Raw genomic sequence first — 22,808 nt, forward strand, 5'->3', positions numbered from 1 at the left:
CCTGCGTCTATCGCGATTCGCGGTGCGTTCGCTTTGAGACGGTCCGAAGTTCCCGATATGCGGATATGAGTTCCTGGAGACTGAATGCCCGATTCAGTCCACTTGGATTGGGCAAGACCCAGACTTCAGCACCACCAAACCTCATGAACTGCTCTCCCCAGTTGACGCTTCCCTTTCGAAAGATAGCTGCAAAGGCAGGTTTACCGAGAAACGCCAGATACCGCGGGCAATAACGTTGAAGCTTTCGTTCGAGTTCCCCTGCGGCCTCCCGAAATTCATGACTTGTGAGCTCGTTGGCACTTACAGTCGGTCGCTCCACTGCAGCCGTCAGACCGCATCCGTATTGAAGAATCGTGCTGTCGTCTTCAGGTCGAATCAAACGTGGAGTAAACCCCGCCAGGAAAAGGACACGCCAGAATCGGTTATTCGGGCCCGAGAAATGGTGTCCCGCCCGGGCTACGCTCAGCGCTGGATTAATCCCACAAAACACGACATCAAGGTTCTTGCGGAGTAAGTCGGAAAGTCGGAGTGTCGACCTCCGGGTGCTGTTTGGCCTCATGTGGCTCTAACTCGTGGAATGAAACCAGGACTGCCGGTGTTCACCACGTCATTGAGTCTCTGCCTGGTCTGAATGCGATTGATTTCATCAAACGCGTCCTCTGGAAGGGGGCAGATGTCAAAGTTCTCCGCCGCGCGGGCTGCACTTCTCGGCGTGGTAAGCAAAGCAGAGCCCCTTCGCACAGCCCACGCCAGCAGCACCTGCGCCGGCGTCTTTCCAACTCGCGCGGCGATCGCTGTAACGACTGGATCTTCAAGCGGCCCCGGTCTGGCCCCATGGCCTAGTGGCGCAAAAGCCAAAAAGACAATGCCATTCTGCTTGCAGAACTCCAAAAGGTCAGTCTCTGGCAGATATGGATGTGATTCTACTTGGATCACCGCCGGCTTGATTCTCGCTGATTCGTAGATGGGTAACAGCCCGCTCAAGGTGATGTCAGAAAGTCCAATGGCTCGGCATCTGCCATGGTCCACTAGACTCTCCATCGCCTGCCAGGTATCGAGCAAAGTCACTCCGTGGTCGTACAGGACGTTTCCGTTCTGATCGCGGGGATCCTGCTCCTCCCCGGGCTGAAATGCAAAAGGGGTGTGAATGAGGTAGAGATCCAGATAGCTGAGCCGGAGCCTGTCCAGACTGGCCTCGAATGCCGGCTCCACGCGCTCGGGCCGATGGTTCGTGTTCCATAATTTTGTAGTAACAAAGATGTCTTCGCGCGCGATTCCTTCAGCGGCAAGTCCCGCCCGCAATCCCTCGCCCACTTCACCCTCGTTACGGTACCGCTCCGCACAGTCAAAATGTCGAAACCCTGCCGCGAGTGCATTTCTGGTTGCGCTTATCGTTTCGGCTCTGTCGGCAATCAACGTGCCAAATCCAAGTGCCGGCATGAGGCCTGCACCGTGGCTTAATGGTAGCTTTGTAGCCCGAAAATCAGAAGCTGCAATCATCACTGCCCCTCGGCATTAACTCGCGTCACATTTACTTTCTATCGCACTGATCCTCGTCTAGCCGCCGGCTGAGTGTGACTGCGTACCAACTACGCTCATCTTTCCAGGTGCTCTCAATCTTGAGGCCCGAGTCGGAAAGGAGCGCGTCAAGAGTGTTGTCGGTAAATTTGTAACTGTTTTCCGTATGGATGGTTTCACCCTCTCTGAAGTGAAGCTCGAGCTCAGCACTCGCAATCTCAACGTATTGGTCACGCACGCATTCGAGGTGCATCTCGATACGGGATGCAACAGGATTCCAACGGGCACGGTGCCGAAATCCGGTAGGATCAAAATCCGCACCGAGCTCATTGTTGAGCCGATTCAGAACGTTCAAATTGAACGCCGCGGTCACTCCCTCATTGTCGTCATAAGCAGCAATCAGGATCGACTCCTCTTTCACGAGATCCGTTCCAAGAACGAGCGCATCTCCGTTTCGTAGTTGCGAACCGATGTTTCGGAGAATCGTTCGCGACTCCTGCGGCATAAAGTTGCCAATGCTGGAACCGAGATAGAGCGCGAGGGTTGAGCCATCAAAGTCCTCCAGTTTTGGCGGACTGTCGACGTAATTAACGACCACAGGCTCAAGCAGTACTTCTGGAAATGCGCTCTCAATGCCCCTGCACGCGATCTCCAGTGCGTCCGCCGAGACGTCCAAAGGCATGTAGATTACTTCAATCCGCTTCCGTACAGCGGCCGCGAGCAGCAGACACGTTTTCGAAGCCGTGCCTGCGCCAAGCTCGACAACACGTAGCGGTTGCGAATCCGCACATGCAGATGCCACGATCGCATCAGTACGCCTCTCGAGCAGTGAACGTTCGGTGCGCGTCGGATAGTACTCGGACAGCGCTGTGATCTGTTCGAAAAGGCGTGAACCCAACTCGTCGTAAAGCATCCACGGTTTGAGTGAACGCGGGCGCGATTGAAGTCCGTTTTGCACTTCTCGGATGAGTTCTGTGCGCGCTCCAAGAGCAGACCGGCACGCAAGATCTAACGCTGGGGAAATCGTAGTCACGATCGACGCCTCACTTTGCCAAACGTATTCCTGAAAACTGCCAACGCGTTGCGGGGGGAAAGAAGTTGCGGTAGGTTGCGCGAATATGATCCGCCGGAGTGACGCACGCCCCTCCCCGGAGGATCATCTGACCGGACATGAATTTGCCGTTGTATTCGCCCAGAGCGCCCGGGAGAGATTTGTATCCGGGATAGCCTGTGTAGGCACTGGCTGTCCATTCCCAACAGTCGCCGAACAGTTGCTCGACGCTTGCGGCCCCGCTCGCCGTTGCAGGATGCAACCTCCCCGCATTAAGCGGATTCCCTTGCAGAGGCTCCTGGCTCGCGATGGATTCCCATTCAGCCTCTGTCGGAAGCCGACATCCGCGCCACCTGGCAAAGGCATCAGCCTCATAGAAACTGATGTGGCACACCGCCGTATCAAGCAGGTCCGACAGCCCAAGTGAGCCCCTCAGGGTAAAGACCTGCCAGCCAGTCTCATCACCAGCGTCTCGCTCCCAATAAAGCGGCGCCTCCCACTTTAACTGCATTACAAGCTCCCATCCGTCAGAAAGCCAGAGCCCGGGCCGCGAATATCCATCATCAGACATGAACTCCAGATACTCACGACACGTCACGCTGCGGTTCGCGATCTGGAATGGTTCGAGATAAACCCGATGACGGGGAGTTTCATTGTCAAAGGAAAAGTCCAGAGGATTGTCCGCATCTGGCGAATAGCCGATCTCAGTCACTCCGCCTTCGTGATCGTGCCATTCGAGTGTCGTAACTTCCCGAGTTCGATCTTTCGGTAGAGCACAAGACCGGTAAGACGGACGGAGAGGATTGGAGAAGAATGCATGCTTGATGTCGGTAAGCGCCAGTTCCTGATGCTGCTGTTCATGATTCAGACCCAGGACGATGCGCCGGCATACTTCGATATCGATTGAGTGCCCAAGCAACCTTTCCATTTCCCGGTCCACATGCTTGCGGAATGCCACAACCTCACCAAGCGATGGCCGAGAAAATGACGATCGCAGTCTCTTTTCGGGAATCTCTTCTCCAAGAGAAATGTAATAGCTATTGAAGAGCCAATGGAACTCTTCCCGGAAGGGTTTGTAGTCGGCTAGGAAGGGCCGTAAAACGAATGTCTCGAAGAACCATGTCGTGTGGGCCTGATGCCATTTCAGAGGACTGGCATCGGGGCACGACTGAACCATCTGATCTTCTGCGGACAACCCTGCCACAAGAGAATCCGTCATCGACCGGACAGCGCTATATTTCGCGTGGATAGCAGACACCCTATGATTCGCCGGGGATTCCGCAACGCCACCTCGCGCGCTCATCCCTGCATCGACGGCGCTCCAACTCTCGACCGAACCCATTCTTCCCTCGCCGTGAACGCTGCACATCTTTTCTCTCCCGTCCTTGGATTAAGCCGGAAGCAGTGAGCGAAAACAATTGGACGAAGGTATCGCCAACACTTTGGTCTATACGGCTTAACACCTTTTATTGGGCCCCGACGACTTTATCGCCTGAGTGGCAAACTTCACAATTCCTTCTTCATCGGATTCTTCGATGAAGGAGGACTGCGCGAGTGTGATGTGGATCATATGACGGCTCGTTAGGAGTGACTTCGTTTGACACACCTCTCGGCTGATGAGTACGCCTGCCAAACGGCTCGCCTTGATTGCGACGCCGCTGTTCATGGGTGCTTCCTCCGTGGGCTGTTGCACTGGTCTTTGCTCTTGAATCGAGCGGCGGCGTTGTACATAGATGCCGAACGCCTCCTGGCGAAGGCGGGGGTAGCAAGCGCAAGGGGAGGGGGATCTCCCACCCTTGCAACGAAGCAAAGCTGGAGTGGAAAGGGCGGAGCGAAACGGAGGGCTGCACAAGCGCAGCGCGGAAGCCTGGGGAAACCCCTTGCGGGCGCGAGGGGCAGAGCTCCTGAGCATACCGGGGAGATGCGTTACAAAACAGACCAAGGACCTGCGTTACATATGACGTGGAACCCTATGGTTCCTGAGCTCTGGTCTTACGCACGATGATGCGGTATGCCCCGAGAGTGAGTCGTATCGTGGATCAACGTCTGCAATTTCTGTCGAGCTACGAAAAGGAAGAAATGTCTGCTTCAGAGCTACTGAAGTTGCGGCCAATCGTTGGTACGATGCCGGTACTTCGACGCACTCGGGATTCCGCTCCTCAAGGGTTGGCAACGAGCGTTGTTCCCTTCGGAGCAGTGGATGGCGGTGACACTTGGAACTCGCTGCAGAGCCCGGGAAGACTCCCGAATGGACTTGAGTCAAGTTGAAGCCAGGTGCGAAGCGGCGATGCTGAATAGTCATTTCTGCTTGGTCAGCTTTCGCTTGGTGAGGAGTTCTTGGGCCCGCGCCGCCTTGGTTATCTGGACTTGGCGGTAGAGAGCGGCGAGTTGTTCTTGGTTCATCTTCTCGCCGCGCAACAGTGGGTCGAGCGCATTCATTAGGAGCATCTGGACACCGACAAGCTCGGTGAAGATGTGGATCTCCATCTCGGCGCGGCTTTCGTTTTCCGGGACATGCAGCAGAACATCGCGGGCCCATTCACGTAGATTCTGGCCGTTTGCCTCTGCCCTCTTCAGCAACGCCCGTTCCTCCGATCGAGTGAACCGCGTTGCAATGCTCTGAGTACGAGGTTCGCGTCCTCTGATTCGCCGAAAAGCTACGCCCGTATCTGCTGCGTTGTCTGTCATCCTTTTCTCCGATTTCACGCAAGAAACACCGGTTCCGGGTGGAACCGGAAAAGTGCGCATCTCATTGATTCCTCGCAGTGATTCCGAATGGAACCGAAAGGTTCCAAACGCGACCCTGTCAGGGGTGGAGTGTCACAGTTCATCCGGTGCGCAGCACCGTCGTCGCTCCACCCCGGAATTGAACGCCGAATCACACCCTCATCGCCCACCCAACAAGCGGTCGTTTAGGTAACATTGATCCGACTCGGATGTGCTGTCCAAGACTTTTTTGGTCATCTCCAATGCCCACCGGTTATCGTTTGGTCTCAGGTGGAGATCCCGAGGAATTTGGTGACAAGTTTGGCGTTCATTGGCGCCGAAGATTTCTAGCTTGTGGCGCCGACTCATTCCCAAGAACGGCGTCGGCTAATCTCAATCACAATCCTCCTCGATTACTGCGTTGGAGCAGCACTACTTGGCTGCCGCTAGAGATCTCAGGGATGACGACGTGCGGAAGTTACGTCCCGACTCCGGCAAGTATCCAGGAATGCGAACCATTCCCGATGCTTTCCTGCAACACATCCATAGCCTCCTCCGTGCGGTCTTTCCTCAACAAAACCTTGACGGAGGCCCGCGGCTAAACACAGTTCATTCAGCTACTGATTGCACTGCCGAATGAGTGCGCCCGAAGTCCGCGGTTACGAGAGTTCGCCGGTTGACGTTGGCCATCGTGACATGCGCTTGTACATAGACAGGATTAGTTCGTGGAACAATAGCACGCAAACTCTCGGATCGCAGCAGAAGTTGCACAATGTCGTTACACCGAAGGGCAGGCAATATCCTCGCTTTGACACGATCCCTTTCAACCTTCGAAGGGCAAGAATCGAACTCTTTGACCGCTTGCGAAACAGGATCGCCACAAACCGCGCCTACGCCTACCCAATTTGGTTGAAATTGAGGTTAGTAGTTCCGATGCGCATTTCATGCCTCAATACCTCAATTTGAAGCCGAGATTCCCAGATCAAAACGGAAGGCCAGCGGTAGACTCCCGGTCGCGAGTGAGGTTCCCGAAAGCTGTGTGAGAACCATCCTCGAGCAACTCGTTACTCCGTTCAATTCCCGCAAGTATCTAATGGTGCCTCCCTGATGCCCGTCGAGCATCAGTCTTGACGAAAAAGGTCTTGGACGCCCGTGGAATTTTGGGGCAATCTCTGAAAATGAGCTTTGCCAGGTTTGGAAACGCTTTTTGGTAGTCATTCAGACGTGTTCCAGGATCCGAGAAACGCGATCGAGGCGAAATCATATTGAGGAGCATACCGCTATGAGTTCCCGATTTCTGACGGAATGTGAAGTATCAGAACGAACCCAAATTAGCCTCGCGACATTGCGTCGGTGGCGACTGGAAAATCGTGGGCCGAAGTATCACAAGTTCGGATCACTCGTGCGCTATGGTGAGGAGGAGTTGACCCGTTGGGAACAGACTCAACCGACCGGCGGGGAAAGTGACAACGATCCAATCCAAGTGAAGTCCGTGCGGAGCAATATCCTGCTGAGAAAATCTGGGTGAATAAACTTCAATCGGTTCAAAAGAATCCCTGGCATCTAATGTTGCATTAGGATGGAGAAGAATGATCGACACTTCACTGAATGATGGAATTTCGCAGGGGTGAACTTTGAGTCTTTTTCAACGTGGCGACATTTGGTGGTACGAATTCTGGTTTGCTGGCCGACGCATACGGGAATCCAGCAAGTCTGAATCGAAGACTGTGGCGAAGTCGGCCGAGAAGAATCGCCGCCGTGAACTGGAAGAAGGATTCAACAACGTTTCGGACGTCAGACGTGAACGAGTCCGCGCTATGGGTGAGATCGCCGATGAGTTCTTCGAGCAATACAAGTTGCGGCTTCCGCAGTCGGCAACGTTCGCCGAGTACGCAATTGGGCACATCAAGCGTCTCGTGGGGGACAAAATGCTCGTCGACATGAACGAGGCGTCGATCGTCAAGTACCAGAACGAACGCCTTGTCGAACGCGCAGCTCCAAAAACCGTGAATGAAGAGGTTGGTTTCTTGCTTCGCATCATGGGCGACCTGGGTGATCTATTGCGAGTGCGACTGAAGAAAAAGAAGAAGCTCAAGCTCAAAGTGAGGAACGATATCGGCAAAGCGTACACAGCAGAAGAGAAAGAACGGATGCTGACCGAAGCCGCCAACGCGCGTTCTCCCCACATCTATTTGGCACTCACCCTGGCATTGAACGCGGGCGTTCGAGATGCGGAGCTTCGTGGGCTCACGTGGGAACAGATCAAATTTGCGAAGGGCTATCTAGTCGTAGGGCAGAGCAAAACGGAAGCCGGGGAAGGCCGAACCATTCCGCTGAACTCTTCGCTGCTTCCGGTCTTGAGAGAATATGCGGTCTGGTACCGAGAGAAGTTTGGCGAGACGCGCCCGGAGTGGTACGTCTTTCCGTTTGGGAGGCCTCGCCCTTGTGATCCAACGCGGCCCATTACAACTTTCAAAACAGCTTGGAAGAATGTCCGCAGGAACGCCAAGGTGACAGGAAGGTGGCACGACAACCGGCACACGCTCATCACGGATCTTGCGGAAAGCGGCGCGGGCGATCAGACGATCATGGACATCGCGGGCCACGTCTCGAAGCGCATGCTCCGCCATTACAGTCATATTCGAATGGAAGCAAAGCGTTCGGCGCTTGAATCGATCGTCAAGAAACAGTCGAATGGCGCCGAAGACGAGACGGAGGACTCTCGCTCGTCTGATGACGCCAAAACTGTGGGGTACCCACATCGAGCTCAGGGTTTTAGAATTGGCCGCGCGGTGAAACCAGCATCCGAAACGGATTGCGCAGAATCACCCACAATTACGCAGCATTCTGAAGGGGAGTACCCACAAAAATCCCCACAATCGGTCGTTTCTGAAGTTCATCGGGGAGTGGTAAGGAATCGCAAGTCTAAGAATCTAATTGGCTCCTCAGGTAGGACTCGAACCTACAACCCTTCGGTTAACAGCCGAATGCTCCGGCTTTTTGCGACTCTGAAAAGCCCGGCAGGAGAACATCCGAGGACAGGCTGCGCTAAGGCATTCATAGCAAAAGCACATAAGCTCATCTATCAACCGCTGAAATATGAAGGACTTGTGGCCGCGCCAACAAGATTCACAGCAGATGTTCTGACTTCCCTCCTCTTCACCGATTGCTATCGGTATGCTCACGATTATCACTCATTTTGAAAGAGCAGGTGCACAAATCTCTTCACAGTGTTTTGGCGCTCGAATCGCACGGATTTGCGCGATTTGGATGCTCTGTTTGCCATGGGCTGATCTGGGCGAAAAGTGCGGCGAGTTCTTCGTCAATGCAGCCAGCTCGGAAGCACTGGTTCTGCGACCGCATCAGAGTAAAATGCAGAGTATGGATTTGGTCTCCCTCCTTAGCCGGCCGGAAGGCAAAACGCTCGAATTCAAGCGCGATCTCTCGTCCCCTGAAGGTGCGTTAAAGACCATAGTCTCCTTCGCCAACACCTCCGGAGGCGCTCTTCTTATTGGAATCGAGGACGGCGCAAGAGGAGTCAAGGGCGTCCCGAACGTCCTGAAGGAGGAGGAACGTCTGGCGAACCTCATCGCTGACAACATCTCCCCCAAACTGGTCCCTTCCATCGAGGTCATCGCCTGGCGGAAGACCCATGTCCTGGGAGTCGAGATTTATCCGAGTTCCAGCCGTCCACACCATCTCAACCGCCTCGGGCCGGAAGAGGGTGTCTTCGTTCGGGTAGGCTCGACGAACCGGCGCGCCGACCCCGTTCTGATCGAGGAAATGCGGCGTTTCAGCCAGGTGTCTTCCCTGGACGAGCAGCCGATCCCGGAATTGAACTCGGAAGCCATCGACTTCCGAGCTGCTTCCGAGTACTTTCGACCGATCCGCAAACTGACTCGGCATGAACTGGAGACTTTGAGGCTGGTGACGACGTACCAGGGACGGATTGTGCCGACCATCGGCGGCGTTCTTCTCTTTGGCGCCGACCGGCTGGACCGCTATCCAGACGCATGGATACAGGCCGGCAGATTCGCCGGTAATGACCGGCGCCGGATCATGGATACCACCGAGGTACGCTCTTATCTTCCCGGTGCGGCCGAAGAAGTGATCGCCTTCCTGCAGAAACATATGACCCGCGAGGCCGTCATTGGATCCGTGAAGAGGACCGAGGTCTGGACCTATCCGGTGGTCGCAGTCCGGGAAGCAATTATGAATGCGATCGTCCACGCTGACTATGCTCAGCGGGGCGCGCCCATTCGCGTTGCCCTGTTCGATGATCGCCTTGAGATCGAGAATCCCGGGCTGCTGCCCTTCGGCCTCACAATCGACGACATTCAGAAAGGCATCTCAAAGCTTCGAAATCGGGTCATTGGTCGCGTATTTCAAGAACTCGGACTGATCGAACAATGGGGAAGCGGCATTCAGCGCATGACGGCATCTTGCCGGGATCGCGGGCTGGATGCCCCCCATTTCGAGGAGATTGGAACCCACTTCCGCGTGACACTTTCGGCGGTTGCTCGCAGCGCCCCTGCAAAGGACGCGCGAGACGAGATGATTCTCGCAGTATTGTCCGAGAACGCCGAGGCCGGTCTCTCCACTTCGCAGATTGCTGAACGACTTGAACTTTCTCCCCGCGCGACGAGGACTCGCCTAATTTCGTTGGTGGAACGTGGATTGATCGTTGAGATTGGAAGCGGTCCGCAGGATCCCCATCGGCGTTATCACCCCGCCACGAGGCCACATTGAGCATTCCATTGGCGTTCGGGTTGGCGAACTCAACCGCAGACTCTCGCAATATGGATCTTCAGTGAGTACTTTAGCGATAATGCGCTCATCGAGAAACTGCAACGAGTCAATTGGCCGCGATCACTCGTCCGAGCAGCCGGTTTTACGTCCCAGTGGACCGATTTATAAATACTGGCCGACGTGGACGTTTCGGTAGTAACCAGACTTCGATTATCGACTCGGCAATGATCCGCGCGCTTATGTGGAGTTGAAGCGTAAGACCGTAGAATCCAAGCCGTCCTCTGCGGCAGATCGTTTCAATTTTGAGTCCAAAGTCTCGGTCTCAGGCTTTTCCCTAGGACGTCATTGCTTTTGCCGATTGTCTAATTCTTAGCGACAGGTTCTCATCGGCTAGAACGTCCGTGTCGGTGATCACTTGACTTTACCGGCCTGAAATCCTACGATTCAAGCAATGTTGAGGTGAGGGAGTTCACCTTTAACCGCTGTCCCTTCCACTAGGCCGGACAGATGATGACTCCTGACAGGGAATCCTGTCGCGGAGTCTTGTCCCGGCAGCGATCCCTGAATACAACTGAAGGAGCTTGGTTCCATGACAAATGCATGGGCCCTCTCAGCTTTGTGGGTGGGATTGGCGCTGGCCGCGACGCTGCGCGCGAACTGGCTTAGGATATCAACGGCGCTCTCCGAGATCGTCGTCGGCACCGTCGCCCAAATGATCGTCGGTGTCATTCGTGGCATCGGAGGTCTGCACAGCGCCACACCGCAAAATCAACTTCCTAGCGGCACGAAAATCACACGACAACTGAACAAAAAGCAAAGACGTTGCGCGATCGCAGACCTGGGCTTCGCCATGTCGTGCGTCTTCGGCGCAATTGGGCTCTTACAACCAGCGGCCTAATGGCCGGGAAAGCGTAATCATTATGTCTGAAATCGCAAAACTCCAAGCACTTGAAATCCTGGACTCACGCGGTAATCCCACTCTGGCCGTCACAGTGACTCTTGCGAACGGCGTCACCGCAACCGCAAAGGTGCCATCCGGCGCCTCGACCGGCAAGCGCGAAGCTGTTGAGCTTCGTGATGGTGATAAGTCCCGTTACGGCGGCAAGGGCGTTCTGAAGGCGAAGGGACACGTAGAGGGCGAAATTCAGAGCGCCGTCCGCGGCTTTGATGCCAATGATCAGAAAGGGCTCGATAAGAGACTCTGTGAATTGGACGGAACACCAAACAAGGGGCGTCTCGGTGCGAATGCAATCCTCGGCGTGTCGCTTGCGGCAGCTCACGCGGCGGCAACGGATCACGGTCTTCCGCTTTACGCGACCCTCGTTGACAAGCCAGCCAACCTTCTTCCCACGCCCGGACTGAACGTCCTGAATGGTGGCAAGCACGCCGACAGCAACGTGGATTTTCAGGAGTTCATGATTTCGCCTGTCGGTCTTCCATCGTTCAGCGAGGCACTGCGCGCATCTGCCGAGACATTCCATGCGCTCCAGACGGTATTGCACAAGAAAGGTTACAGCACGGGCGTTGGCGACGAAGGCGGGTTTGCGCCTCAATTGAAGTCCAATGAAGAGCCGGTCGAACTCATCCTCGAAGCAATTCAGAAGGCAGGCTACAAGCCCGGCACCGACATCGTCATCATGCTCGATCCTGCCGCCAGCGAGTTCTTCGATGAGGGCAACTACATCTTTGCGAAATCGGATAAAAGCAAGAAGACCCCGGCCGAGATGATCGCGCTGTGGAAGAGCTGGCTGAACAAGTACCCGGAGATCTGGTCGCTGGAAGACGGAATGGCAGAGGATGACCGGACTGGCTGGCAAGCGATTACGAAAGAACTGGGCAATCAAATCCAGCTTGTGGGAGACGACAATTTCGTTACCAACCCTGAGATCTTCAGCAAGGGAATCAAGGACGGCATAGCCAACGCGATCCTTATCAAGTTGAACCAGATCGGCACCGTCACTGAAACGCTCGATTGCATCCAGATGGCGCGGGAACACGGCTACGGAGCGGTGATCTCGCATCGTTCGGGAGAGACGGACGACACGAGCATTGCCGATCTCGCGGTTGCCGCAGGAATGGGCCAGATCAAGACGGGTTCCGCATGTCGCGGGGAACGGATCGCAAAGTACAACCGGCTGCTTGAAATCGAGCGCGAATTGGGAAGCAAGGCACGGTACGCAGGCGCGAGCATCTACGACCAATGGAAGAAGCCGGTGAAGGCATAAACATTCGCAACCGGCGTTTGAGTTCGCCGTAACCGCTTACCTGGGCAGATGACTCCTCCAAGCGAAGGGCCTGGAGGAGTCATACCCGAGATTCAAACGATGAACACGGAATCGCAACAACATGGAGAACTCAACGAAGCCCAGCTTCGGCGGCTGGGCGTGACCTGCTCCTACATCGACAAGCTCCTCAGCGAAGTAGAGCAGGTTCTCCATGAAACAACGTCAACGTCTCCGTTTCCACGGCACGTTGTCGATGTAACTCCGGCGCAGACGCGCGTGTTGGAGGATCATATTCGCCGCATCCGCGAGCAGCTGCTCCGCGCGCTCGCGTGGCAGAACATGACGCCCGATCCTCCGGAAATCCCCGCCACTCGCGCCGCACTCACGCACCTCGCTTTTGTCGACATTGCCATCGAAGAACTAAAGCCAAGCTACATGCGCGGCTCCGGGGCCGTTCCCGAGGATGTTGCTGAAGAGCTGAACGGTGTTGTTCACGAGCTTCGTTCCGTTGCACAAAGCATGGAACGCTATCTCCGGCAGGAACTGGGAATCAATCTCGAATCACGCTTGACGAAGCTGGAGCATGCGGGCCATGATGTCGCTCTCTTGCAGGCGATCGAAGCGGTGGTCACGCGGCACGGTCTGGTCGAGTTTCGTTCAAGGATCGCGTCGCTTGCAGCGCGGCTTGAAGACAACAATCTCGAAGTCGCGTTTTTCGGCAGGGTCAGTAGCGGAAAATCTTCGCTGCTCAATGCGCTCCTCGGCACAGACGTGTTGCCCGTTGGAGTTAATCCGATCACAGCCGTTCCAACCAGACTGCGTAACGGAGACTCTGTTCACGCCCGAATCACCTTTGCAAGTGGGCGGAACGAAGAGGTGTCGATCGATGAGTTTCGGAATCTGGTGAGCGAAACCGGAAATCCCGGCAATCAGCGCAACGTGACGCACGCCTTAGTCGAAATCCCGTCGTCTCGCTTGAGCCAAGGCATTGTGTTGGTAGACACTCCTGGGCTGGGGTCCCTTGCCCGGCGCGGTGCGGCCGAAACCATGGCCTATTTGCCCTCCTGTGATCTGGCAATTCTGCTAATCGATGCCGGCGCAACACTCAATGACGAAGATATTGGGACGTTGCGTTTGCTTCACGAGGGTGGCATCTCTGCAATCGTGCTATTGAGTAAGACCGACCTGCTCGCGGAAACAGACCTTCAACGCGTCGCCACCTACGTTGAGACGCAGGTCGGGAACGAATTAGGCATCAAAATCCACGTTCAGCCCGTAAGCGCTCTTCCGAATCATTCAGGATTGCTCGACCAGTTCTTCGAGCAGCAGTTGCTTCCAAGATTCAATGAGGCACGAAATCTACGCCAAGCGTCCGTTGCTCGCAAGATCGGAGCACTTCGCGAATCTGTTATTGCGGCACTCGAGACATCGCTCCAGCGGGGAAAGCGTCAAACCCTGCCCGCGAATGATGGGAACGAGATAGAAGCGAAATTGCGTCATATCACCGGCGAAATTGGCGAACAGCGCAGCCGCCTGGATCAAGCGTTTCTTGAATTGGGTGAGCGTCCGCAGATCATCGTCTCTGAGCTGGCGGAGATGGCAGCCGTTCACGTTTGTTCAGAGAGGAACTCCCAAATTGATTCCTCCACCCTGGCGGAATGGATTAGCGCAACGATCCAAAAACATGTCGATCTAGCACTCGTCAACACGAGTAAAGCGCTGAGTGATGCAGTTGCCGGTCTTCGGGAAACCGCAAAGGTGATCGCACGGTCCGACATGCCGACGGAAGAGGAGGCCGAAGCGCTGCTCCGAAATGCGCCGCAGTTTGAAATGGCTTCAGTTCCGCGTCCGATCGGTGCAGTGTTCTGGAGATGGTTCGGACGCAAAACCGCAATGGCACTTGCACGACACAGCCTTCAGGAGGAATTGGGTGAGTCTTTCAAGGATGAGTTGCACCGTTACGGCCGCGCACTCAGCCAGTGGAGCGAGCACACAGCGCGAAGGATGCAGTTCTTCGTTGGTTCGTACGCCGATGCGTATCGGGCGCAACTCAGGCGAATCAGCGGTCAATCGTCTGATGTGGCAAATTCGCCCGAGCTCGAAAGTGATCTCTCGCGACTATTGAATTGGAACGTCGAGACGGCAGAAATACGGAGTTAATCTAGGAGGTTGGGCATTGGAGAAGTACCTATTCATTGCGGTTGGCGGTTCGCTCGGTTCGATTGCTCGTTACTGGGTTGGATCGACGGTTTCCGGCCGCATCGGCACGAAGTTCCCCTATGGGACCTTCACTATCAACATCACGGCCTGCATCATTATCGGATTCGCGCTCACATATCTGGGTAAACATGTGGAGCTGAATCCGGCGTGGCGGTTCATGATCCCGGTCGGTTTTGTGGGCGCTTACAGCACATTTTCCACCTATGAATGGGAGACGCTTTCAACACTTCGCTCAGGCGCTTTTCTGCTAGCGGCTCTGTACGCCGTCGGCAGCTTGCTTTTAGGCCTCGTCGCTGTTTGGGGAGGTTCGGTTCTTGCGGAGGTACTAGGATGAGAACTCATCGACAACTGGTCGTCTATCAATCGATCTTGCAGGTTCTCCATGAGCCAGGATGTCCGGTTTGCAAGTTCCTTAAGGAGTATCAGGCAGGGAGACTGCAAAAACGATCGGAATCGGAGACTCATAAACTGTGTAATTTCCACGCCTGGGGTCTCGCTGCCGTTCAGGATGCTCCCGCTGCCGCTCAGGCCTTCATCGGAATCCTGAGTGAGCCGGAATCGGTCGCAAATGGAACCCAAGCATGTGACGTCTGCAACGAGGTCAGGGCGGAAGAGGACCTGCGCATTCGGGAGTTGGCCACTTGTTTGCACAGGCCAGATGTGGCCGATTGGCTGAGAACGGAAGCAGTTCTCTGCATCCCGCATGCAACGAAGCTTCGACACGAGGTGCCGCCCGTACTCGTATCGAGGATCGATGCTATCGTACAGAATTGCCGCCGGCAACTGAAGGAACAACTGAATCAGTTGCGCAACGAGCCCGATATGGACCGCAACGGATGGGGAGTACTCGGACGTGCTGCCGAATTTCTTGTTTCGCAACGCGGATTACGAGTCTGAAGGAGGGTAAATGCTGAAAACTGGAAAGGCTTTGAAAGTTTCAATTTACGTCAGCGAGGGGTCAACACACCATGGGATTCCGGTGTATTCGAGCATTCTTGACTTCCTTTTCTATAAGGGCGTGTCTGGGGCGACGGTTGTAAAGGGCGTCGCCGGATTCGGTGCGGATCATCACATGCATTCTGCGAACATCGTCGAAATCTCAGATCACATGCCGCTCAAGATCGAGTTTATCGAAGCTCCGGAGAAAGTGAATGAGCTTCTCGGCAAACTTGAAGAGCTTGCGGGTACAGGCATGATCGAAGTACAGGAGACAACCATTGCGAAGCCGGCACAGGTCTCGAAACCGAAGAAGGCCACGCCTCCTGCGCACGTGAAGATGGAGGGCAAAGCAAAGATGATGCGCATTTACGTCGATGAGGCAGATCGTTGGAAGGATAAGCCTCTATACAAAGCGCTCGTCGAAGCTATGAGAGCCAACGACATCGCCGGCGTCACTGTCTATCGTGGAATTCTCGGCTACGGTGCCCATCGCCACATGCACAAGGACAAGGCGCTGCACCTGTCGCACGATTGTTCGATCATGCTTTCCGCGATTGACACGGAAGAGAAGCTGAGATCCTTCCTTTCTCTTGTGGATCAGATGGTGGAGGAAGGATTAGTCGTTCTCTCGGATGTGGATATCATCAAGTACTCCTACCGCGCACTGGACGTGGATTTGCCAGAGTCGCAGGCGGGAAACGCTTCGGCATGAGCGGAGGATCAATAATGAAAGACCAATTTCAAGCGCGCATGTTACGCATTCATTTCGGAGAGGGCGACAAGTGGGAGGGCAAGCCCTTGCATGAAGCAATTGTGTCCAAATGCCTGGAACTGGGAATGGCCGGCGCCACTGTATACCGAGGGATTGAAGGGTACGGGGCAAGCACAAGGATCCATCATGCAAGCCATTGGAAATTTTCCAAAGATGCGCCCATCATGTTGACCATCATCGACAAGGACGAACAAATTGCGAAGCTGATCCCGCATTTGGATGTCATGGTGGAAGAAGGCTTGATCGCCATGTCCAGTGTCGATGTGATCCGCTATTCACGTGCGGCCGCAAAGTGACTGGAACCGCTTCAAGAAGAGAGTAAGAGTAATGCAGCAGTACAACAGCAGTTCAACATTGCAAGAATACGGGAACCTTCCAACTGAGACATCCGTGACCGCGGATGGCGCTTCCCGACTGTTGCGGCTTGCGGATTTGGCACAGGAACTCGGAGCTGAGCCTGTCGCCCAGGAAGCCCGCGAACTCGCAGCCCGGGTTGCCGCAGGGCGTTTCTATGTCGCATGTGTTGGTCAGTTCAAGCGCGGCAAATCTACCCTGTTGAATGCGCTCGTTGGCTGCGAAGTTGTCCCAACCGGCTTCGTTCCGGTCACGGCCGTGCCCACTGTGATTCGGTTTGGCGATAAACTCCGCGCGCGTATTCGGCTGCACGATGGGTCCTGGCGGGATATTGCGATGCCCGAGTTGAAAGAATATGTGACCGAAGAGTTGAACCCCGAGAACAAAAAGTCGGTAGAGGGCGCGGAAGTCTTTGTGCCCAGCCCTTTGCTGTCTTCCGGCATGTGTTTTGTGGATACGCCGGGTTTGGGTTCAGTCTTCACCGGAAATACGGCAACGACGCAGGCATTCATTCCTCATATCGATGCAGCATTGGTTGTGGTTGGAGCCGATCCACCGATTGCCGGCGAAGAATTGACGCTGGTGGAAGCGGTTGGCAAACAGGTTCAAGACTTGATCCTGGTGATCAACAAGGCTGACCGCACAAGCGATCCCGAGCGGGAAGCTGCGTCCAAGTTCACGCGGGAGATTCTGGAAAAGCGGCTCCATCGCCCGATGGGCGAGGTTTTTGAGGTGAGTGCCTCCGAACGGATGCAAAATCGCGGTCCGTTGCGGGATTGGGAAAGACTGCTGGCCAGTTTGTATCACCTCGTTGATGACTCTGGCTCAAATCTCGTTCGCGCCGCTTGTGATCGCGGCCTTCAGCGCCTGAGTGAGCAACTCCTGGTCATTATCAGTGAGGACCGCGATGCGCTTCAGCGGCCGATTGAAGAATCCGAGCGGCGCATCCATCTCATGAAGGAGACCATCGGCGAGGCCGAGCGATCCATGCATGAGCTGAGTTTTCTGTTCATGGCGGAGCAGCATCGGATTTCGGATCTCTTTGGTGACAGGCACAAGCAGTTCTTCAATTCCGCAAGGCACGAATCTGAGGCGGAATTTAATAGGAAACTACCGTCCGTTTCCCTGGGCTTTGGTCCACAATATCGGCGTCGCGTGATGCGTCTTGCCCAGGAGATCGCGCGCGGCAAGGTTATGCCCTGGCTCAAACCTGAGCAGGATGAAGGCGAGCGCCAATACCGGGCCGTTGCTCGTCGATTTGTAGAGATGGGAAACAACTTCCTGAAAAAGCTCGCCGATGCGGGGCTAAGCGAATTGACTCGGATGCCCCATGCGCTCGATCCAGAGAAAGGATTCCGCGTTCGTTCCAGGTTCACTTTCGAGGACTTCATCGGGACTGCGCAACCCCCGTCGCCGCTGCGCTGGCTCGCCGACGCCGTCTTTCCGGCGGTGGGAGCACGCAGAATAATCACGAACGAGGCTCGGGAATTTCTGCAGCATCTTCTGGAAACGAACAGCGCTCGGGTGCAAAACGATGTTCTCAATCGCATTCAGGAGAGTCGGGATCGTCTGGAGGTTGAGATTCGCAAGCTGCTGCATGAAATCAGTCGAATAGCAGAACAGGCGCTTGATCGGGCACGGAAAGTCAAAGAAGAAGGAACTCCCGCCGTAGACTCCGCACTTGAACGGCTCAACCAGGTAGAACGGGATTTGTCGGCACTCGTATAAAGCGGTTCAGCCTCTTACGTTACGCGGTACAGGAAAAGAATCAGGAGCAAGAAGGCGAGCACATACGCGACGTAGGCATTGAGCCGGCCGTGGTGCATGCGCGCAAGGAAGTCGGCTATCCATCTCGCAGTCATCCGCACAGGCCGCAGAAATGCGCGGTCCACTACATGCGTCTCTTCTCGCTGCCGGTGAATGGCGGTACGGAAATGTACAGCCACCGTCTGGCGTGTGTCTTCCGTAATGTTGGGTTGGAAGATCGACTGGAACACCACTCGGACGGGATTCGAGAAGCCAGTTGCCGTGTAGGTCATTTGCGGCAGGAGTCGCGGAATCCCACCCGCCCACAGAGCGCGCCGCTCAACCGACCGCTTCCGGGTGAGCCAGGTGACGATGGACCACACCAGCAGTATAAGGATCGTTAAAGCGATCAGGCTGTAAGTTGGGGACATCGCGAATACAACCGGGTTCTGTTCACCGCCGCGCAATAACACAACGAGCCCGTTGCCCGGCAACACTCCCTTGCCGGATTGCGCCCCCAAGTTGTGAAAATCGTGGAGAAACGCGGTCGGAAGTTGCCCGTTTTGCTCTGTCGCCGTGAAGAACGGAGGGACGAGCGTTGTGGTGGCGCTGGCGCCTGCAAGCGGCTCCACGGCTGGGTTCAGCAACGGAAGTATGTAGGTTGGAAGTGTTCCGAGCAAAAGGCAGAAAACGGCGAGAAATATCGGAGCAAATCCAGTGCCCTTATGTTCATGCAGGCGCGGTTCCCAGGTGCCCCTGCGGGTCCCGAGAAAGTTCATGGCATACGCCTTGACGAAACAGGTCACCGCCAATGCCGCAGTGAGGGCAAGGATTGCGCCACAGAGAGCAAAGACAATTCTGATCGAGGTGGATGATATAACCGCACTCCGCAAGAGCGCCTGCAAGCTTAACCATTCGCTTACAAAACCGTTGAATGGAGGTACAGCAGAAATTGCCAGGCAGCCGACAAGAAAGACAATCGACAATCCAGGCAACAGGCGTGACAGGCCACCAAGCTGGTTCATGTCCCGCGTGCCAGTTTCCGCCTCGACATAGGCGGCGCTCTGAAACAGGAGTGTCTTGTAGATCGAGTGGTTGAGCATGTGATAGAGCGATGCCGACAAGGCAAGGGCCGCAGCAGTGGGATGTCCCGACGCTCTATAAATCAGGAAAGCTCCCACACCGGCTACGACGATGCCTGCGTTTTCAATCGAACTGTGCCCGAGCATCGTCTTCATGTCGTTCTCTGTCGTCGCATAGAGAATTCCTACCAGCGCCGTAATGCTCCCAACGATCAATGCGAGCACGCCGGTCCCGATGCTGGTGTGGACGAGGTCAGCATCCAGCCGCAGTATCCCATAGAAACCGAGATTCAACGTAACGCCGGCAAACACCGGGATGAAGACGGAAGGTGCCGCGGTGTAAGACCGAGGCAGCCACAGATTGACAGGAACCAGGCCGGCCTTCACGCCGAACCCGAAGAATCCAAGGAGAAACACGCACCAGAGTCCAGATGATGAGAGCGTCGCGCCTGCGGCACTCAGAGCAGGAAAGGACAGGTCTGAAGCCGTCCTGCCCAGCAAAAGAAAAGCAACCACTACCGCCAGAAAGCCTGCTTCGCTCATGGCCAGCATGATGTACCCGGCCCGCTTGTCGGATTGAGGTTCCAGCTCAAAGTTGATAAGCAAATAGCACAGGATCGACATGCACTCCCAACTGAGAAGGAAGAGCAGAGCGTCACCGGCTACGAGAATCAAAGCCACGGAAGCCATCAGGGCAAAATACAGAACGCCGAAACGATGGGCAGGATAATCAACATGCAAACGGCGGGCGATGAAATCTCTCACAAAAAGAGAAATCGGGAGATAGACAATTCCCGCCGCTAAAAGAAATACGGCCGAAAGAGGATCGACGCGGAGCGAAAGCTGCCCGAATCCATCGATGGCCCAGAAAGTGGCTGCGTAGCTTTGGCTTGTCAGGAGTACGTTCGCCGACGCAAAGACCATCAGCAGCGACGAAATGCTCCCCACGACTGCAATGACCAGAGGAGCGCCCCTTCTTCCAGCGAAAGCTGATAAGAGCATTCCACCGGCGCAAGAAAGGAAGATTGCGATCATCGAAATTCCCAGCGGTGAAGCCATCGGGTTACGATCTCCTTTCAGGCGCCAGGTTGCTCTTAACGGCAGATTTCCGGCCTGCCACGGCGAGCAGTCCATGCAGTATTGCAAGAGGAGGCGGGGGATTTCCCGGAACTTCAAAGTCCACCGGGAGAACCGTGGCAACGCCCCCTGCGCAGATAAAGCTGCGGCGGAACACGCCGCCCGAAATGGCGCAACTGCCAACAGCCAAGACGCGCCTGGTCGCAGGCATGGCTTCCCATGTCTTGAGGAGAGGGCCGCGCATGTTTTCACTCACAGGTCCGACGATGAGCAGAAGATCCGCGGTACGTGGCGTCGCCGTGAAGAAGAATCCCAGCCGATGGAAATTGTAAAGAGGGTTGTTGAGTTGCTTGACCTCATGAAGGCAGGCGCTGCAATCTCCGGTGTCCACCACCATTACATGCAGGGACTTTGCGAAAGCCGAAGGCAGAGGTTCGGAGCCTGTTTGCTGTTCAGATATACGGGCCCATTCGAATCCGGTTTCCCAATTCATTGCGGGTGCAAGGCCCAAGTGGCACCGCTGGCAGTTCACGCATTTTCCGTGGTCTACAATCGCAGTCCGGCCAACAACACCGATCGCATCGACCGGGCAGATCGCCGCGGCAAGCTGAGCCTGGTCGACGGAAACGAACTCCGTGTCAATGGGACGGCCAGGAGAAATGCCTGGAGCCGTCTCGGCTTCTCCCGGATAGCGGGTCGATTGAATCCCTCTACGCAAACCGTGCCAAAACCAAAAGCTCATCTCCATCTACCTCTACCGATCGCACTCAGTTGCAGAGAGACCAAACGTCGCGAGTATGATCGGAAAATCCTGAAACGCGAAATCCTCCGCAGCCACATGAAATCCAAGCCAGTTTGTGAAAGATGGCGTGATCGCGTGGAACCGCGCCACCAAACCGTCATCATTGACCCTCACCCAATGCAATGTCGCACCTCTTGGAGCTTCCGCCCATCCAAGCGCAGCGCCAGGCCTCATACCCTCGCAAGGAATCGAGACCGCTCCCGGTTCCAAACCGTCGATCGCCTGGTGGATCAATTTCGTTGATTGAGCCGCTTCCGCGAACAGGACGCGCAGCCGTGCAAATCCATCTCCTTCGGTTTCACGCGGAACCTCAAAGGCATAATTTTGATAGCCGGAATAGGGACTCGCCCTGCGAAGATCGCAACAATGCGCTGAGGCGCGGCCAATTGGACCCACGAGATTAAGATCCCGCGCATTTGTTTCGGTGACGACCCCGACATCTTCAAGACGATCGAGAAAACTGCTGCTGTAGCGCAGCCGGTTCTCGAGGACTTGCAGCTCCTTAGCTGCCTTGTCAATCGCCGGCAGAAGGCTCTGGCACTCCTCCACTTCGAAATCGCGGCTCAGTCCTCCCGGCACGTTCAATCCAAAAAGATAACGGTGTCCGGTAAAGACGCAGGAGGCGCGCAGCAGTTCTTCTTCGATGATGGATGCGTGAGCGGCCGGTACGGCCAATGCTGTGGACGTGCAGATGTCACCTATGGCACCTACGTGATGCCGCAATCTCTCGACTTCGGCAATGAGCACACGAAAGCGCATCGCACGCTCCGGCGTTTCGATGTCATTGAGCTTCTCGACGGCCTGACAGAACGCAAGCGAGTGCGCAAAAGCGGAGGTCGCCGCAAAGCGCTCAGCGAGCAACAAGACGTCGCTGGCCTTCTTGCCTTCGGCAATTTTCTCAACCGCACGGTACTTGTAGAATAGCCGGGGTACCGCACGAATCACGTCCTCGCCAACCGTCTCCAACAGGAAATGCAGCGGCTCGCCGAGACCTCCTTCATACACAGGCCCCACCGGCATCGCGAATGAGCCTGGGTCTCCAACCACCAGAAGCGGTTGCCATTCAAGGTCGATCTTCCGTGCGAGCGGGGGTTGGTTGATGTCGAAACGCTTGCGCATCGGCGCGATGCCTTCACGCCAGATCTGGTCGTGAAGGATGAAGTCGCCAAGCCGCGGGTGATTCTCGAAGCAGATCCCAAACATGTCTTCGATCTCGCGCTCGTGCCAGTCTGCGCCATGCACTTCACTCACGATGCTTGGGACAATCATGGTCTCGGTCGGCAAAGAGAGCGCTACTTCGATCCATCCCGACTCCGGCCAGAGGAACGTGTAATGGAGCTGCCACTGGCTCAGGCGTTCCTCTGCAATGATGCCGCCAAAAATGCAACCACAGTCCCAGAACAGGTATTTGCACAATGCAGGAAGAATCTCTGCACGTGAGAGCGAGAGCGTGAGCGAATAACCGCCCTTGGCGGACACGATTGAGACCTCGCCCATGAAATGCCCGACCAATGAGGTACTCAAACTCTCGAATTCAGCTTGCCTATTACTTTTGCTGGAAGGCGAG

Annotated in this window: 16 protein-coding genes, 1 tRNA gene, 1 pseudogene and 1 riboswitch; of the genes and pseudogenes, 9 read left to right on the forward strand and 9 right to left on the reverse strand. The window is 55.5% G+C overall.

What is annotated here, in order from left to right:
- Positions 1–7 precede the first annotated feature (7 nt).
- From mug to WCA10_RS08400, 5 genes are all read right to left on the reverse strand, one after another.
- The gene (gene mug, locus WCA10_RS08380) at positions 8–559 is read right to left on the reverse strand and encodes a G/U mismatch-specific DNA glycosylase (protein WP_472822055.1); all 552 of its coding nucleotides are present in this window, start codon (positions 557–559) and stop codon (positions 8–10) included.
- On the reverse strand, positions 556–1,440 hold the full coding sequence (locus WCA10_RS08385) for an aldo/keto reductase (RefSeq protein ID WP_472822056.1): 885 nt from the start codon (positions 1,438–1,440) through the stop codon (positions 556–558). The genes mug and WCA10_RS08385 overlap by 4 nt, the downstream gene beginning before the upstream one ends.
- A 91-nt stretch (positions 1,441–1,531) precedes the next feature.
- Positions 1,532–2,551, reverse strand: coding sequence for an L-histidine N(alpha)-methyltransferase (gene egtD / locus WCA10_RS08390; protein WP_472822057.1), 1,020 nt, complete (start codon positions 2,549–2,551; stop codon positions 1,532–1,534).
- 10 nt (positions 2,552–2,561) lie between these two features.
- On the reverse strand, positions 2,562–3,911 hold the full coding sequence (gene egtB / locus WCA10_RS08395) for an ergothioneine biosynthesis protein EgtB (protein ID WP_472822058.1): 1,350 nt from the start codon (positions 3,909–3,911) through the stop codon (positions 2,562–2,564).
- A 956-nt stretch (positions 3,912–4,867) separates the two neighbouring features.
- Positions 4,868–5,149: a hypothetical protein gene (locus WCA10_RS08400; protein WP_472822059.1), complete on the reverse strand. Its 282-nt coding sequence runs from the start codon at positions 5,147–5,149 to the stop codon at positions 4,868–4,870.
- 2,165 nt (positions 5,150–7,314) lie between these two features.
- On the opposite strand from WCA10_RS08400, the pseudogene WCA10_RS08405 reads away from it, so the two are divergent.
- Positions 7,315–7,911: pseudogene (locus WCA10_RS08405) on the forward strand (site-specific integrase); the annotation flags it as partial.
- 302 nt (positions 7,912–8,213) lie between these two features.
- Here the strand turns inward: WCA10_RS08405 and WCA10_RS08410 are convergent.
- A tRNA-Asn gene (locus WCA10_RS08410) sits at positions 8,214–8,314 on the reverse strand.
- A gap of 342 nt (positions 8,315–8,656) precedes the next feature.
- On the opposite strand from WCA10_RS08410, the gene WCA10_RS08415 reads away from it, so the two are divergent.
- From WCA10_RS08415 to WCA10_RS08450, 8 genes are all read left to right on the forward strand, one after another.
- Complete coding sequence (locus WCA10_RS08415; protein ID WP_472822060.1) at positions 8,657–10,024, forward strand: ATP-binding protein; 1,368 nt, start codon at positions 8,657–8,659, stop codon at positions 10,022–10,024.
- Between the two features lie 449 nt (positions 10,025–10,473).
- Positions 10,474–10,551, forward strand: a riboswitch (Fluoride riboswitch).
- Positions 10,552–10,613: 62 nt separating this feature from the next.
- Complete coding sequence (locus WCA10_RS08420; protein ID WP_472822061.1) at positions 10,614–10,922, forward strand: hypothetical protein; 309 nt, start codon at positions 10,614–10,616, stop codon at positions 10,920–10,922.
- Positions 10,923–10,944: 22 nt separating this feature from the next.
- Entirely contained in the window at positions 10,945–12,249 is a 1,305-nt protein-coding gene (gene eno, locus WCA10_RS08425) for a phosphopyruvate hydratase (RefSeq protein WP_472822062.1), read from the forward strand.
- A gap of 99 nt (positions 12,250–12,348) precedes the next feature.
- Positions 12,349–14,409 carry a dynamin family protein gene (locus WCA10_RS08430; RefSeq protein WP_472822063.1) on the forward strand — a complete coding sequence of 687 codons (2,061 nt, stop codon included), beginning with the start codon at positions 12,349–12,351 and terminating at the stop codon, positions 14,407–14,409.
- Positions 14,410–14,425: 16 nt separating this feature from the next.
- Positions 14,426–14,803 (forward strand): fluoride efflux transporter CrcB, encoded by a 378-nt coding sequence (crcB, locus tag WCA10_RS08435; RefSeq protein ID WP_472822064.1) that lies wholly within the window; start codon positions 14,426–14,428, stop codon positions 14,801–14,803.
- A 573-nt stretch (positions 14,804–15,376) separates the two neighbouring features.
- Entirely contained in the window at positions 15,377–16,120 is a 744-nt protein-coding gene (locus WCA10_RS08440) for a DUF190 domain-containing protein (protein WP_472822065.1), read from the forward strand.
- Positions 16,121–16,134: 14 nt separating this feature from the next.
- On the forward strand, positions 16,135–16,476 hold the full coding sequence (locus tag WCA10_RS08445; RefSeq protein WP_472822066.1) for a DUF190 domain-containing protein: 342 nt from the start codon (positions 16,135–16,137) through the stop codon (positions 16,474–16,476).
- Positions 16,477–16,570: 94 nt separating this feature from the next.
- Positions 16,571–18,262 carry a dynamin family protein gene (locus WCA10_RS08450; protein WP_472822067.1) on the forward strand — a complete coding sequence of 564 codons (1,692 nt, stop codon included), beginning with the start codon at positions 16,571–16,573 and terminating at the stop codon, positions 18,260–18,262.
- Between the two features lie 14 nt (positions 18,263–18,276).
- Here WCA10_RS08450 and WCA10_RS08455 read toward each other — a convergent pair whose 3' ends face one another.
- The 3 genes from WCA10_RS08455 to WCA10_RS08465 are packed head-to-tail and all read right to left on the reverse strand — an operon-like array spanning position 18,277 to position 22,765.
- Entirely contained in the window at positions 18,277–20,421 is a 2,145-nt protein-coding gene (locus WCA10_RS08455; RefSeq protein ID WP_472822068.1) for a proton-conducting transporter transmembrane domain-containing protein, read from the reverse strand.
- A 4-nt stretch (positions 20,422–20,425) separates the two neighbouring features.
- Positions 20,426–21,181 carry an NADH-quinone oxidoreductase subunit B family protein gene (locus tag WCA10_RS08460; RefSeq protein WP_472822069.1) on the reverse strand — a complete coding sequence of 252 codons (756 nt, stop codon included), beginning with the start codon at positions 21,179–21,181 and terminating at the stop codon, positions 20,426–20,428.
- A 12-nt stretch (positions 21,182–21,193) separates the two neighbouring features.
- Entirely contained in the window at positions 21,194–22,765 is a 1,572-nt protein-coding gene (locus tag WCA10_RS08465; RefSeq protein ID WP_472822070.1) for an NADH-quinone oxidoreductase subunit D-related protein, read from the reverse strand.
- Positions 22,766–22,808: the final 43 nt, after the last annotated feature.

It is taken from the genome of Occallatibacter sp., assembly GCF_049582745.1.
Lineage (GTDB): Bacteria > Acidobacteriota > Terriglobia > Terriglobales > Acidobacteriaceae > Telmatobacter.

Excerpts from the sequence above, each read along its gene's own strand:
- WCA10_RS08420 (WP_472822061.1), top strand. The coding sequence starts at position 10,614 with ATGACAAATGCATGGGCCCTCTCAGCTTTGTGGGTGGGATTGGCGCTG.
- WCA10_RS08455 (WP_472822068.1), bottom strand. The coding sequence starts at position 20,421 with ATGGCTTCACCGCTGGGAATTTCGATGATCGCAATCTTCCTTTCTTGC.
- WCA10_RS08460 (WP_472822069.1), bottom strand. The coding sequence starts at position 21,181 with ATGAGCTTTTGGTTTTGGCACGGTTTGCGTAGAGGGATTCAATCGACC.
- eno (WP_472822062.1), top strand. The coding sequence starts at position 10,945 with ATGTCTGAAATCGCAAAACTCCAAGCACTTGAAATCCTGGACTCACGC.
- WCA10_RS08430 (WP_472822063.1), top strand. The coding sequence starts at position 12,349 with ATGAACACGGAATCGCAACAACATGGAGAACTCAACGAAGCCCAGCTT.
- WCA10_RS08385 (WP_472822056.1), bottom strand. The coding sequence starts at position 1,440 with ATGCCGGCACTTGGATTTGGCACGTTGATTGCCGACAGAGCCGAAACG.
- WCA10_RS08445 (WP_472822066.1), top strand. The coding sequence starts at position 16,135 with ATGAAAGACCAATTTCAAGCGCGCATGTTACGCATTCATTTCGGAGAG.
- WCA10_RS08415 (WP_472822060.1), top strand. The coding sequence starts at position 8,657 with ATGGATTTGGTCTCCCTCCTTAGCCGGCCGGAAGGCAAAACGCTCGAA.
- mug (WP_472822055.1), bottom strand. The coding sequence starts at position 559 with ATGAGGCCAAACAGCACCCGGAGGTCGACACTCCGACTTTCCGACTTA.
- WCA10_RS08440 (WP_472822065.1), top strand. The coding sequence starts at position 15,377 with ATGCTGAAAACTGGAAAGGCTTTGAAAGTTTCAATTTACGTCAGCGAG.
- egtB (WP_472822058.1), bottom strand. The coding sequence starts at position 3,911 with ATGGGTTCGGTCGAGAGTTGGAGCGCCGTCGATGCAGGGATGAGCGCG.